Below are 12,711 nucleotides of genomic sequence, written 5' to 3'. Positions count from 1 at the left end.
GTTTAGGTCCTGCCATCGCAAGATGTGGGGGTTCGAGTCCCTTCGCCCGCACCAGCCCCGCTTCCGCCAGCGGGGCTGACGCCGCACACGAATTTCCGAGAAAAGAAGGCTGACCATGCAGACTGTCGAGACGTTGAACGAGGGGCTCAAGCGTGGCTACAAGCTCACGATCCCGGCCAAGGACATCGCCACCGTCGTCGATCGCCAGATCAAGGCGACCGCGCCGCAGATGAAGATGCCGGGGTTCCGCCCGGGCAAGGTCCCCGCCAACCTCGTCCGCAAGATGCATGGCCCCGCGATCCATCAGGACGCGCTCAACTCGGTCGTCCAGGACAGCGTCCAGTCGCTGCTCGCCGAGCAGAAGCTGCGCCCGGCGACTCAGCCGGCGGTCGAGCTCGACACCGATTATGAAGAGGGCAAGGACGCCGAGCTGGCGGTCACGCTCGAGGTGCTGCCCGACGTCCCCGCGCCGCAGATCGACGGGCTCACGCTCGAGCGGCTGACGGTCGCCGCCGGTGACGACGAGATCGCCGAGCAGATCGGCAAGATCGCCGCGCAGTCCAAGCGCCACGAAGCCGCGCAGGACGGCCATCCCGCGGTCGAGGGCGACCTCGTCGTGATGGATTACAAGGGCACCGTGAACGACGTCGCCTTCGAGGGCGGCACCGGCGAGGGCATGTCGGTCGAGCTCGGCTCGGGCCGCCTGATCCCGGGCTTCGAAGAGCAGCTCGAAGGCGTCAAGGTCGGCGAGAGCCGCGAGCTGAACGTCACCTTCCCCAAGGATTATCCCGCCAAGGATCTGGCCGGCAAGGATGCCGTGTTCGCGGTCACCGTCACCGAGGTGAAGGTCCCGGCCGAAGGCGCGATCGACGACGAGTTCGCCAAGTCGCTGGGCCTGACCGGGCTCGACCAGCTCCAGGAGCTGATCAAGGGGCAGATCGAGCAGGAGCTCAACGGGCTCACCCGCACGCATATGAAGCGCAAGCTGCTCGACCAGCTCGCCGAAGGCCATGATTTCCCGGTGCCGCCGTCGATGGTCGAGGCCGAGTTCGCGCAGATCTGGCAGCAGCTCGAGCATGAGGCGACGCACGAGGCCGACGTCGAGGCCGCCAAGGCCGAGCTCGAAAACGACCGCGACGATTATCGCGCGATCGCCGAGCGCCGCGTGCGTCTTGGCCTTCTCCTCTCGGAGATCGGCCAAGCCAACGGTGTCGAGGTCACGCAGGCCGAGATGCAGCGTCTGGTCGCGCAGGCCGCGCAGCAGTATCAGCCCGCCGACCGCGAGCGTTTCGCGCAGTACGTGCAGAGCGACGCGATGGCCGCTGCCCAGCTGCGCGCGCCGCTCTACGAGGACAAGGTCGTCGACTTCCTGTTCGGCAAGGCCGAGATCAGCGACCGTGCGGTGACGCGCGCGGAGCTCGAGGCGGCGATCGAGAGCGAGGACGGCTTCGCGTCGGGCACGCATCATCATGATCATGGCGACCATGATCACGGATCGCACGACCATGCCGGCCACGATCATGGCGACCATGACCATGGCGATCACGACCATGGCGACGACCATGCCGATCATGATCATGCCGGTCATGATCATGCCGAGGAGCCGGTGATCGAGGCGCCCAAGCCCAAGGCGAAGAAGGCCAAGAAGGCCGCCGAGCCCGTCGCGGTCGAAGGCGAGGCTGCGGCCGCGCCCGCCGCCGACGTCGTCGCGGGTGCCGAGGCCGAGGCCAAGCCCGCCAAGAAGCCGGCCGCCAAGAAGGCCGCCGCCAAGAAGACCGAGGCCTGATCGAAGCGAATGCCTATCCCCGTTCGTCCTGAGCGCAGTCGAAGGACATGCTGCAGGCGCGTCGTTCGCGTCCTGCACGTCGACTACGCTCAGCGCGAACGGAGGCTGTGATGGTGGCCGCCGTTCACGAGGCCGCGGCCACCCCCCGCATCGCCGTGATCCTGCCCTGCTACAATGAGGAGGCGGCGATCGCGCAGACGGTCGCCGCCTTCCGCGCGGCGCTGCCGGGCGCCGCGATCTACGTCTACGACAACAATAGCCGCGACCGCACCGTCGACCATGCCCGTGTCGCCGGCGCGATCGTGCGCACCGAGCGGATGCAGGGCAAGGGTCATGTCGTGCGCCGCATGTTCGCCGACATCGAGGCCGACATCTATGTGATGGCCGACGGCGACGCGACCTACGACGCGTCCGCCGCGCCCGCCTTGGTCCAGCGGCTGCTCGACGAGCAGCTCGACATGGTGGTCGGCGCGCGCCGCTCGGAGGTCGAGCTCGCCTATCGGCGCGGGCACCGCATGGGCAATGCGCTGCTCACCGGCATGCTGGCGCAGCTGTTCGGGCGCAGCTTCTCGGACATATTGTCGGGCTACCGGGTGTTCTCGCGGCGCTTCGTCAAGAGCTTCCCGATCCTCTCCGCCGGCTTCGAGATCGAGACCGAGATCAGCGTCCACGCGCTCGAGCTGCGCATGCCCTGCGCCGAGATCGAGACCGACTATGGCGCACGGCCCGAAGGCTCGGCGTCGAAGCTGTCGACTTATCGCGACGGCTGGCGGATTCTGCGCACCATCCTCAATCTCTACCGGATCGAGCGCCCGGTGCTGTTTTTCGGAGCGATCGGTCTGGCGCTGCTGCTGCCGGCGCTGCTGCTCGCGCTGCCACTGATCGTCACCTATGCGCAGACCGGCCTGGTGCCGCGCGTGCCCACCGCGATCCTGGCGACGGGTCTGGTGACGCTGGGCTTCCTCAACTTCTTCTCGGGGGTGATCCTCGACACCGTCACGCGCGGCCGGCGAGAGATGAAGCGGCTGGCCTATCTCCAGCTGCCGGCGCCGGGGGAGGGGTGAGGCCGCCCGTTCCCCGGCGAACGCCGGGGCCCAGCGTTGCAGGCGTTGCGTTCCTAGCACTGGGCCCCGGCTTTCGCCGGGGGACGGTGGCGCGCGGGACGCCGGGCAGTCCGCCACTGTCCCCAACCCCCCTTGAAGTCCTCCGGCGAAGCGCCGATGTTGGCGACCTAGAGGGCAGAAGGACGCCGATTTCCATGACTGGGTTCACACCTGAAGGCATCTATCACAACGACGCGGCGGCGGGCCTCGTTCCGATCGTCATCGAGCAGTCGAGCCGTGGCGAGCGCAGTTTCGACATTTACTCGCGTCTGCTCCGCGAGCGTATCGTGTTCATCAACGGCGGCGTCGAGGACCATATGGCCTCGCTGATCGTCGCGCAGCTGCTCTTCCTCGAGTCCGAGAACCCGAAGAAGGACATCTTCATGTACATCAACTCGCCGGGCGGCGTCGTCACGGCGGGCCTCGCGATCCACGACACGATGCAGTACATCCGTCCGCGCGTCGGCACGGTGTGCATCGGCCAGGCCGCGTCGATGGGCAGCTTCCTGCTCGCCGCCGGCGAGCCCGGCATGCGCACCGCGATGACCAACGCGCGGATCATGATCCATCAGCCCTCGGGCGGCGCGCAGGGCATGGCCGCCGATATCGAGATCCAGGCGCGGGAAATCCTGCGTATGCGGCACCGGCTCAACACGCTGTACGCCAAATATACGGGCAAGCCGCTCGAGGAAATCGAGCATGCGATGGATCGCGACAAGTTCCTGGAGGCCGATGAAGCCAAGGAATTCGGCCTGATCGACGAGGTCTACGACAAGCGCCCGGCACCCACCGAGGAGAAGGCGGCGGCCTGAGCGCGGCGGCCCGATCCCGGTCGGGTCGACGAAAGTATAGCCCTGAGCTGACACAAACCTGCGCCGGGCAGTGGCGAGAAGGCCATTGCCCGGCGCGCCCGAGTAGCTATGCTGTCACAGATAGCCGGCGCTGCCGGCGCCAAGGAATCGACTATGCCAAATTTGAGCGGCGGTGACAGCAAGAGCACCCTGTATTGCTCCTTCTGCGGCAAGAGCCAGCATGAGGTGCGTAAGCTGATTGCCGGACCGACCGTGTTCATCTGCGACGAGTGCGTCGAGCTGTGCAACGACATCATCCGCGAGGAGACCAAGTCGGCCTTGGTGTCCAAGAAGGATGGCGGCGTGCCCACCCCGCAGGAGATCTGCGACGTCCTCGACGACTATGTGATCGGCCAGAAGCGCGCCAAGCGCGTGCTGTCGGTGGCGGTCCACAACCATTATAAGCGGCTCAACCACGGCGCCAAGGGTGCCGACGTCGAGCTCAGCAAGTCCAACATCCTGCTCGTGGGGCCCACCGGCTGCGGCAAGACGCTGCTCGCGCAGACGCTGGCGCGCATCCTCGACGTGCCGTTCACGATGGCGGATGCGACGACGCTCACCGAGGCGGGCTATGTCGGCGAGGATGTCGAGAACATCATCCTGAAACTGCTCCAGGCGTCTGACTATAATGTCGAGCGCGCGCAGCGCGGCATCGTCTATATCGACGAGATCGACAAGATCAGCCGCAAGGCCGACAATCCCTCGATCACGCGCGACGTGTCGGGCGAGGGCGTACAGCAGGCGTTGCTCAAGCTGATGGAGGGCACCACCGCGAGCGTGCCGCCGCAGGGCGGGCGCAAGCATCCGCAGCAGGAATTCCTCCAGGTCGACACGACCAACATCCTGTTCATCTGCGGCGGCGCCTTCTCGGGGCTCGAGAAGATCATCGCCGACCGTCTGCAGGGCAAGTCGATCGGCTTCGGCGCGTTTGTGGCCTCGCCGGAAGAGCGCCGCGTCGGCGAGACGCTGCGCCAGTGCGAGCCCGAGGATCTGCTCAAGTTCGGGCTCATTCCCGAGTTCGTTGGGCGTCTGCCGGTGATCGCGACGCTGGAGGATCTCGACGTCTCGGCGCTGGTGAAAATCCTGTCCGAGCCGAAGAACGCCTTGGTCAAACAATATGGCAAACTGTTTGACATGGAGGGGGTCAAGCTCTCCTTCACCGATGAGGCGCTCGTCGCGGTCGCCAGGAAGGGCATCGATCGCAAGACCGGCGCGCGCGGCCTGCGCTCAATCCTCGAGTCGATCCTGCTCGACACGATGTTCGAACTGCCCTCGATGGAGGGCGTCGACGAGATCATGATCGACAAGGATGTCGTCGAGGGCCGCAAGGAGCCGATCCGGGTCTTTGCGAAGAAGGTCAAGGAAGCGCCCGGCGCCGCCTGAGGCTAGCCTGCACAACGCGATGGGGCGTCCGGCGTGATCCGGGCGCCCTTTTTTTGCTCCGACAGCCGAAGTGGCGCGCCAACCCAATCGGCGCGGTCTGGATGTCGCCGCGCGTCATGAAATATCGGGAAATGCAATCATTACCGATCGTTATGTCGCGAGCATCACGTCATATGGTATGCGATGATGCGCGCGGTACCATCGCTGCGCTGGCGCGATCGAAGGTGTCAGAGGCAAATGCGTGGACGATAAGGATATTGTCGCGATCGGTTGCGGCGCACCGGACGATCTGGTGGCGACTCTCGCGGCGGTGCTCACCGAGCGGTACGGCGATGACGCGATCCGCTTCGTGGACGCGCAGATAGCCGCCGCCGAGGGCAGTATGCGCGCTGTCTGGACCGCGGTTCGCGTCGCCCTTTCCTGAGCGCCAGCGGGCTGCCATCGATCGTCCAGCGACACCCATGACGGCGTTTTGTGACATACATAGGTAATTGAAAAGACTGGAGAAAACGAGCCAATAGTCCCCGCGGGGGGAGATGGCATGACCGACGGCTACGAACTCGACTATTATGAGCGGCGCGAACAACAGGAGCGGGCGCTGGCGGCGCGGGCGATCGATCCGGCGATCGCGGCGATCCATGCCAAGATGGCGGAGGATTATGCGGCGCTGATCGACGAGGGCCGCTTGGCGAAACGGCTGAACGCCGGACGGTCCGTGACGGCGCGCCCGGTCGCTGTCGGGGGGCAGCGTGCCGAGACCGTCCGCAAGCTCAGCGGATCGCTGGTCTCCTATTTTGGCGCCGACACCCCCGCGGTGGTCGATTGCCAGATCAAGGCCGCCACCGGCGAGGCGCGGACGACCTGGGAGGCGATCGCCGCGCATCTCTCGGCACCCGGCATCGTATCGGCACCGATGTATAAGGTCGTCATGGAGTATGACGACGGGCGCGACGTCACCATCGAGCATGGATTGCGCCAGCTCGCCGACGCCGTGACCTTTGCGCTGGGGGTCGCCGATCGGGCCGGCCAATATCATGGCGATGGGCACGGGCCACCGCGGCTGGTCCATGTGCTCGTCGGCAGCCGTCGCGAACTGACGATCAGCGTGCTGTGCGGCGGCCTCGTCACGGGGCCGTGCTGACCGCGGGGCTGCCGCGTCGCCCTCAGCCAGCGCCGAAACCGACGGTCCGCTCCTTTGGCCTGGTGTCGGACACCTCGTCATAGGGCTCGCGGATGACGAGCGAAACGCCGCCGGCGAACATCAATAGCGTCCCGTCACCCTCGGGCGTCATATAGGCGATCGTCGTCAGATTGACGGTGACGGCCGATCCGTCGGTCAGCGTGAATTGCTTGAGCATGGCGGCACGTCCTTGGTTGGCGGTAGCGCTATCCAACGCGACGACGCGCCGGTCCGCTCCATCGGGTCGGGCGGCGGCACGCGGCATCTGTGGCCAGCCTCCTCACACCACGCGATCGAGGCTCTCCGGCGGTTCGGAGAACCAGCGCGGGCCTGCCTCGGTCATATGGAAGCAGTCCTCCAGCCGCACCCCGAACGCGCCGGGAATATAGAGGCCGGGCTCGTCGGAGAAGCACATGCCCGGCGCCAGTCGAGTCGCCTCGCCATGGACGAGGTTGACCGGCTCGTGCCCGTCGAGCCCGATGCCGTGGCCGGTGCGGTGCGACAGGCCGGGCAGCGCATAGCCCGGGCCGTAGCCGAGGCCCTGATAATAGCGCCGCACCGCGTCGTCGACGCTGCCCGCTTCGGCACCGACCTGCGCGGCGGCGAAGGCGACCTGCTGGCCGCGATGGACCTGGTCCCAGACCTGGCGCTGGCGGTCGCTCGGGCGGCCCAGCACGAAGGTGCGCGAGACGTCGGACTGATAGCCCTCGACCGTGCAGCCGCAATCCATCAGCACGATCTCGCCCTCGCGCGCGACCTGACGGTTGCGCGAACCGTGCGGATAGGCGGCGGCCTCGCCCATCAGCACCAGCGAGAATTCGGGCGTGCCGCCGAGCGCGACGGTGGTCGCGTCCATCATCTTCGAGACATCGTCGGGCGCCATGCCGGGTCGGACGCGCGGGATCGTCTGGCGATAGGCGGCGATGGTGATGTCGGTCGCGCGCTGCATCAGGGCGATCTCCGCCGCCGACTTGTGCATGCGGCAGCCGCGCACGACGCCTGCGCCCGAGACGATCGTGGCATTGGGCAGCGCCGTCTTCACGCCGTCGACGATGAAGTAGCGCAGCGTCTCCTCGATCGCGATCGTGCCGGTGGCGGCGCCGCGATCCCGGAGCGCAGCGCCGATCAGCGCGAGCGGATCCTCGTCCTCGTTCCAGGTGCGGATGTCGGCGGGGATGGCGAGCGTCTGCTTGACGGAGGGCGCCTCGAAGAAGGGCGTGACGATCGTGATCGCGCCGTTGAGCGGAATGAGCGCGGCGGTGGTCCGCTCGCTGCGATGCCATTGGATGCCGGTGAAATAGACCAGCGATGCGCCCGGCTCGACGAGCAGCGCGGCGATACCCCGCGCGCGCATCAGCCGGCGCAGCTGTTCGATTCGGCGTTCGTGCTCGGCGGGAGCGATCGGCACGGCGCGGCCCGGGAGCGCGGACGACGTCCCGACCGCACCGGGCTGCGCACGCGACGGCGCGGCCAGCAGCGCCCCGGCCGCGAGCGCGCCGCCGAGCAGGGTGCGGCGGCCGATCGGATCAGGCGAAGGCATAGGGGCCGCCCTTCTGGAGCGCGGCGCGATAGCCGGTGCGCGCGTGGATGCGGGCGAGCCAGGCCTGGAGCCGGGGGTAGCGGTCGTCGAGGCCGCCGCGGCTGCGGCCGGCCTCGAGCGGGAAACTCATCATCACGTCGGCGGCGGAAAAGGTGTCGCCGGCGAACCAGTCGCGCGTCGCCAGCTCGGCGTCGAGCCAGCGCAGATGGACCGCGAACATCGCGAGCAGCGGCTTGCGCGCGGGGCGGCCGAGCAGCCCGAGCCGGCCGACGACGAGCAGCGCTAACAGCGGGGGCATCATCGAGCCTTCGGCATAATGGATATAGTGCCGCCAGCGCTGGCCCACCGCGGGGTCCGTAGCGGGCCCGAGCCGGCCTCCCTCGCGCATCACCAGATATTCGACGATCGCGCCGGTCTCGGCGAGCACCTGCCCGTCGATCTCGACCAGCGGCGACTTGCCGAGCGGGTGGATGCGGGTGAGTTCGGGCGGCGCCAGCATCGTCTTGGGATCGCGCGCGTAGCGGCGCACCTCATAGGCAAGGCCGAGCTCCTCGAGCAGCCAGAGGATGCGCTGCGAGCGGCTGTTCTCGAGATGGTGGACGACGATCATGCGCTGCGCTCCGCTACGGGTATAGCGAGGCTATCCGACATCCGCGGAAGACGGAAGCGGCACGGTCGGGGCTGATCGCTCCGCTTGCGACGGCTTGGCCGTTCCGGAAGCCCTGGCGTCCGCGCCGCGCGCCGGAGCGCCCCGCGCCTCCACGCCCTCCAACCTCCGCGCCCTCGCAGGCGGGCGCATGGGGTCGTGGACCGCCGTTGCGCACCGTCCAGGCCCTGCCTACGCAGGAGCACCGCCTCAGCTTCGGCGCACGGGGCGCGACGATCGGGCGCCGAGTGTCCGGATCCCGCGCCAAGTTTGGGATAACGCGGCCGGAGAAAATGACGAAGTTGACAGGCTGGCGCGGAAAACGCCGGCTCCCGCCTCAGATGTCGTCATCCTCTTCGGGGCCCGCCATCAGCGCCTCGGAGACCGCGTCGGTCTTGGCGCGGATCGCCTTCTCAAGCTTGTCGGCGAGCTCGGGATTGGCCTTGAGGAAGGTCTTCGAATTCTCGCGGCCCTGGCCGATGCGGGTCGAATCATAGGAGAACCAAGCGCCCGACTTCTCGACGATGCCGGCTTTCACGCCGAGATCGAGGATCTCGCCGATCTTGGAGACGCCCTCGCCATACATGATGTCGAATTCGACCTGCTTGAACGGCGGCGCGACCTTGTTCTTGACGACCTTTACGCGCGTCGCATTGCCGACGATCTCGTCGCGGTCCTTGATCTGGCCGGTGCGGCGGATGTCGAGACGGACCGAGGCGTAAAATTTGAGCGCGTTGCCGCCGGTCGTGGTCTCGGGATTGCCGTACATCACGCCGATCTTCATGCGCAGCTGGTTGATGAAGATCACCATGCAGCGCGAGCGGCTGATCGAGCCGGTCAGCTTGCGCAAGGACTGCGACATCAGCCGCGCCTGCAGGCCGACATGGCTGTCGCCCATCTCACCCTCGATTTCCGCGCGCGGCACCAACGCCGCCACCGAGTCGACCACCAGCACGTCGATCGCGTTCGAGCGCACCAGCGTGTCGACGATCTCGAGCGCCTGCTCGCCGGTGTCGGGCTGCGACACGATCAGCTCGTCGATGTTGACGCCGAGCTTCTTGGCATAGACCGGATCGAGCGCATGTTCGGCATCGACGAACGCCGCGGTGCCGCCGCCCTTCTGCGCCTCGGCGATGACGTGGAGCGCCAGCGTCGTCTTGCCCGACGACTCGGGGCCGTAGATCTCGATCACGCGGCCGCGCGGCAGCCCGCCGACGCCGAGCGCGATGTCGAGCCCGAGCGAGCCGGTCGGGATCACCTCGACCTGCATCGTCTCCTTCGAGCCGAGCCGCATCGCCGAGCCCTTGCCGAACGCGCGGTCGATCTGCGCGAGCGCGGCGTCGAGCGCCTTCTGCCTGTCGGTCGTCGCCAGCTTGTCGATCATATCCGCGTTTGCCCCGATAACCTTGAGTGATGCGGCCATTGCCTGTCTCCCTGGTAGAGCCTGGCCGCACCAGCTTCAATGCGCGGCTTCGATGGGGTGGCATGTACCAGCTTCGTTCCAACGGAACAAGGGGAGAACATCCGTTTCGAAGGTAATTGTGGCAGGGCCATGGTTATCCGTCATTCCCGCGTAGGCGGGAATCCATAGACGCTACGCCCGGCTGGCGCGCGCCGCGTCTATGGATCCCGGATCAAGTCCGGGATGACGAAGAAGACAAGATGGCGCCGCTACCTAAGGCGACGGCGCACGTCCCGCTCAGGCCGTCGCGTCGATCGCCTGTTCGACGCCCGCCAGCGTGAACGGCTTGGCCAGCACGGGGGCGTGCGCGTGGCGGACGGGGGGCGGCTCGGTGTGGCCGCCGGTCGCGAGCAGGAAGGGGATGCCGCGGTCGGCGAGCAGGTCGGCGACCGGCCAGCACGCCTCGCCACGCAGATGGACGTCGAGGATGACGAGATCGAAGCCGCCGGCCTCCGCCCGTGTCAGCGCGCCGCTGACGCAATCCTCGGTACCGGCCACGCTGTGGCCGAGGGTGTCAACGAAATCCTCGAGCATCATCGCGATCAGCGACTCGTCCTCGACGATCAGGATCGATCGACTGTTCATGCTTTGGCCCCTAGCCGCCGAAACCGTTGCACGACAAGAACTATCTGCCGTCGCCACGGGCAGGCCTGGCGAGCGCGTCGCGCGCGGCCTCGGCGAGCTGCTGCACCGAGAAGGGCTTGGCGATGAAGGCGACATTGTCGAGGTTGATCGACTTGCGCAGCTGCTCCTCGGCATAGCCCGACATGAACAGGATCGGCAGCGCCGGGAATTGTTTCCGCGCATGCTCGACCATCGTCGGGCCGTCCATCAGCGGCATCATCACGTCCGAGATCAGCAGGTCGAAATCCTCGATCGTCGCGTCGGCGGCGACCTGCGCCAGTATCTCGAGCGCCTCCTCGCCATTGGCGGCGGTGCGCACCTGATAGCCCTGGCGGACCAGCGCGCGCTCGGCGACCGAGCGCACCATATCCTCGTCCTCGACCACGAGGATGCGGCCGGTGCCCCACAATTCCTGCGGCGCGGGCTTGGGGGCGGGGGCGGCGACCTCGGCGGTCTCGCCCTGGAAGACGGGGAGATAGACGACGAAGCTGGTGCCGCGGCCGATCTCGCTGTCGGCGAAGATGAAGCCGCCCGACTGTTTGACGATGCCGTAGACGGTCGAGAGGCCGAGACCGGTGCCCTTGCCGACCTCCTTGGTGGTGAAGAAGGGTTCGAAGATCTTGGGCAGCACGTCGGGCGGGATGCCGCTGCCGGTGTCGGTGACGCTGATCGCGCTATAGTCGCCGACCGGCAGCACGTCGGCGCCGAGCTTGCGGACCTCGGCGGCGGCGACGCCATAGGTGCGGATGGTGAGCGTGCCGCCGTCGGGCATCGCGTCGCGCGCATTGACCGCGAGGTTGACGATCACCTGCTCGAGCTGCCCCGGATCGGCGCGCACCGAGCCCACCGCGCGGCCGTGGGTGATCACCAGCTGCATCGAATCGCCGAGCAGCCGGCGCAGCAGATTGGAGACCTCGGAGACGACGTCGGGCAGCTGGAGCACCTGCGGGCGCAGCGTCTGCTGGCGCGAGAAGGCGAGCAGCTGGCGGGTGAGACTGGCGGCGCGGTTGGCGTTGTGGCGGATCTGCTGGATGTCGTCATAGTCGCTGTCGCCGGGCGTATGGCGCATCAGGATCAGGTCGCAATGGCCGAGCACCGCGGTCAGGATGTTGTTGAAGTCGTGCGCGACGCCGCCGGCGAGCTGGCCGACCGCCTGCATCTTGGTGGCCTGCGCGACCTGGCGCTGGAGCCGGCCCTCCTCGGCCGAATCCTTGAGGCTGAGGATCACCGAGGCGTCACCCAGCCCGCGCGTCGCGGCGACGGTCAGCGACACCGGCTCGTCGGGGCGGCCGAGCAGCCGCACCGCGATGTCGCCCGACAGGATGGGGGTGCGCCCGGCCGGGCCGGCCGCGGGCTTGGAGGCGGCGAAGCGGCGCACCGCGTCGGACACCGCCGACTTGTCCTCCTTGACGACGAGGTCGCTCGGATAGACGAGCTGGCCGTCCTCGGCGACGCCGGCGGCGGCGCGGAAGGCGTCGTTCTGGAACAGGAAGCGGCCGTCGCGGTCGATCAGCGCGAGCCCGAGCGGCAGCATGCCGAGCAGGCCGTAGAGATCGTCGGGCAGCGTGCCGGCGCCGGCGCCGTCGCCGTCGGCCGGCGCGGGCTCGTCGAACAGCAGCATCGCGGCGGCGCCGGCGGCGAGCTCGGCATCGTCGAGCGGGATATGGAGCAGCCGCAGCGGATCGGCGTCGGCGGGGTCGCGGGCGAAGCGCAGCCGGCCCTCCTCATCCTGTGCCAGGCAGGCGGTGAAGTCCCGGCCGGTGAGGCTGAGACCCTTGCCGCCGCTGGCGCGCTGCTGGAACACCTTGTTGGCGACGAGCACGCGGCCGCGCTCGTCGATCAGCGCCGCCATCAGCCCGGCCGCGCCCAGCCGGTCGCCGAACGCACCCCCGATCAGCCGCAGCGCATCGGTACGCCCCTCGGTGCGCCCGTCGACGACCCGCCACAGCAGATGATCCTCGCCGACGCCGGCGCGGGTGACCGACAGGGCGATCCGGCTGGCGCCGAGTGCGGCCTGGGCATGGCCCTCGCGCCAGGCGGTGCGCCCGGTCGCGGCGATGATCTCGGCATAGCTGTCGAGCCCGGGCAGCGTCGGCGGCGTCGTGCTCGCGCCGAAACGGTCGACATAGGCAGCGT

General features: G+C 67.9%; 12 protein-coding genes. 6 read left to right on the top strand and 6 right to left on the bottom strand.

The genetic code is table 11. The features are described 5' to 3' along the window. Positions 1-115: 115 nt before the first annotated feature. The 6 genes from tig (at position 116) to Q0326_RS06475 (ending at position 6,264) form a co-directional block, all read left to right on the top strand. Positions 116-1,786, top strand: coding sequence for a trigger factor (gene tig, locus Q0326_RS06500; protein ID WP_298688359.1), 1,671 nt, complete (start codon positions 116-118; stop codon positions 1,784-1,786). 110 nt (positions 1,787-1,896) lie between these two features. After that, positions 1,897-2,850 carry a glycosyltransferase family 2 protein gene (locus Q0326_RS06495; RefSeq protein WP_298688357.1) on the top strand — a complete coding sequence of 318 codons (954 nt, stop codon included), beginning with the start codon at positions 1,897-1,899 and terminating at the stop codon, positions 2,848-2,850. A gap of 194 nt (positions 2,851-3,044) precedes the next feature. Continuing rightward, entirely contained in the window at positions 3,045-3,701 is a 657-nt protein-coding gene (locus tag Q0326_RS06490; RefSeq protein WP_298688355.1) for an ATP-dependent Clp protease proteolytic subunit, read from the top strand. A gap of 153 nt (positions 3,702-3,854) precedes the next feature. Then, entirely contained in the window at positions 3,855-5,123 is a 1,269-nt protein-coding gene (gene clpX, locus Q0326_RS06485) for an ATP-dependent Clp protease ATP-binding subunit ClpX (protein ID WP_298688353.1), read from the top strand. Between the two features lie 241 nt (positions 5,124-5,364). Continuing rightward, positions 5,365-5,547 (top strand): hypothetical protein, encoded by a 183-nt coding sequence (locus tag Q0326_RS06480; RefSeq protein WP_298688351.1) that lies wholly within the window; start codon positions 5,365-5,367, stop codon positions 5,545-5,547. A 117-nt stretch (positions 5,548-5,664) separates the two neighbouring features. Then, positions 5,665-6,264 (top strand): hypothetical protein, encoded by a 600-nt coding sequence (locus Q0326_RS06475; protein WP_298688349.1) that lies wholly within the window; start codon positions 5,665-5,667, stop codon positions 6,262-6,264. 22 nt (positions 6,265-6,286) lie between these two features. Here the strand turns inward: Q0326_RS06475 and Q0326_RS06470 are convergent, their stop codons facing one another. From Q0326_RS06470 to Q0326_RS06445, 6 genes are all read right to left on the bottom strand, one after another. Further along, positions 6,287-6,481, bottom strand: a complete 195-nt coding sequence (locus tag Q0326_RS06470; protein ID WP_298688347.1) for a hypothetical protein — start codon at positions 6,479-6,481, stop codon at positions 6,287-6,289. Between the two features lie 102 nt (positions 6,482-6,583). After that, positions 6,584-7,843 (bottom strand): Xaa-Pro peptidase family protein, encoded by a 1,260-nt coding sequence (locus Q0326_RS06465; RefSeq protein ID WP_298688345.1) that lies wholly within the window; start codon positions 7,841-7,843, stop codon positions 6,584-6,586. Beyond that, entirely contained in the window at positions 7,830-8,453 is a 624-nt protein-coding gene (locus Q0326_RS06460; RefSeq protein ID WP_298688343.1) for a glutathione S-transferase, read from the bottom strand. Before Q0326_RS06460 ends, Q0326_RS06465 begins: the two co-directional genes overlap by 14 nt. A 373-nt stretch (positions 8,454-8,826) precedes the next feature. Further along, positions 8,827-9,912: a recombinase RecA gene (recA, locus tag Q0326_RS06455; protein ID WP_298688341.1), complete on the bottom strand. Its 1,086-nt coding sequence runs from the start codon at positions 9,910-9,912 to the stop codon at positions 8,827-8,829. Between the two features lie 276 nt (positions 9,913-10,188). Then, complete coding sequence (locus Q0326_RS06450) at positions 10,189-10,536, bottom strand: response regulator (protein ID WP_298688339.1); 348 nt, start codon at positions 10,534-10,536, stop codon at positions 10,189-10,191. A 40-nt stretch (positions 10,537-10,576) separates the two neighbouring features. Further along, the coding region (locus tag Q0326_RS06445; RefSeq protein ID WP_298688337.1) for an ATP-binding protein at positions 10,577-12,711 on the bottom strand (2,135 nt) is incomplete at its 5' end.

It is taken from the genome of uncultured Sphingomonas sp., assembly GCF_937859915.1.
GTDB lineage: Bacteria > Pseudomonadota > Alphaproteobacteria > Sphingomonadales > Sphingomonadaceae > Solisphingomonas.
The sequence above is the reverse complement of the archived record's forward strand: the minus strand, read 5'-3'. Positions and strand labels throughout refer to the sequence as shown.

Coding starts and splice junctions, on each gene's coding strand:
- tig (WP_298688359.1), top strand. CDS start 116: ATGCAGACTGTCGAGACGTTGAACGAGGGGCTCAAGCGTGGCTACAAG.
- Q0326_RS06495 (WP_298688357.1), top strand. CDS start 1,897: ATGGTGGCCGCCGTTCACGAGGCCGCGGCCACCCCCCGCATCGCCGTG.
- Q0326_RS06490 (WP_298688355.1), top strand. CDS start 3,045: ATGACTGGGTTCACACCTGAAGGCATCTATCACAACGACGCGGCGGCG.
- clpX (WP_298688353.1), top strand. CDS start 3,855: ATGCCAAATTTGAGCGGCGGTGACAGCAAGAGCACCCTGTATTGCTCC.
- Q0326_RS06475 (WP_298688349.1), top strand. CDS start 5,665: ATGACCGACGGCTACGAACTCGACTATTATGAGCGGCGCGAACAACAG.
- Q0326_RS06470 (WP_298688347.1), bottom strand. CDS start 6,481: ATGCTCAAGCAATTCACGCTGACCGACGGATCGGCCGTCACCGTCAAT.
- Q0326_RS06465 (WP_298688345.1), bottom strand. CDS start 7,843: ATGCCTTCGCCTGATCCGATCGGCCGCCGCACCCTGCTCGGCGGCGCG.
- Q0326_RS06460 (WP_298688343.1), bottom strand. CDS start 8,453: ATGATCGTCGTCCACCATCTCGAGAACAGCCGCTCGCAGCGCATCCTC.
- recA (WP_298688341.1), bottom strand. CDS start 9,912: ATGGCCGCATCACTCAAGGTTATCGGGGCAAACGCGGATATGATCGAC.
- Q0326_RS06450 (WP_298688339.1), bottom strand. CDS start 10,536: ATGAACAGTCGATCGATCCTGATCGTCGAGGACGAGTCGCTGATCGCG.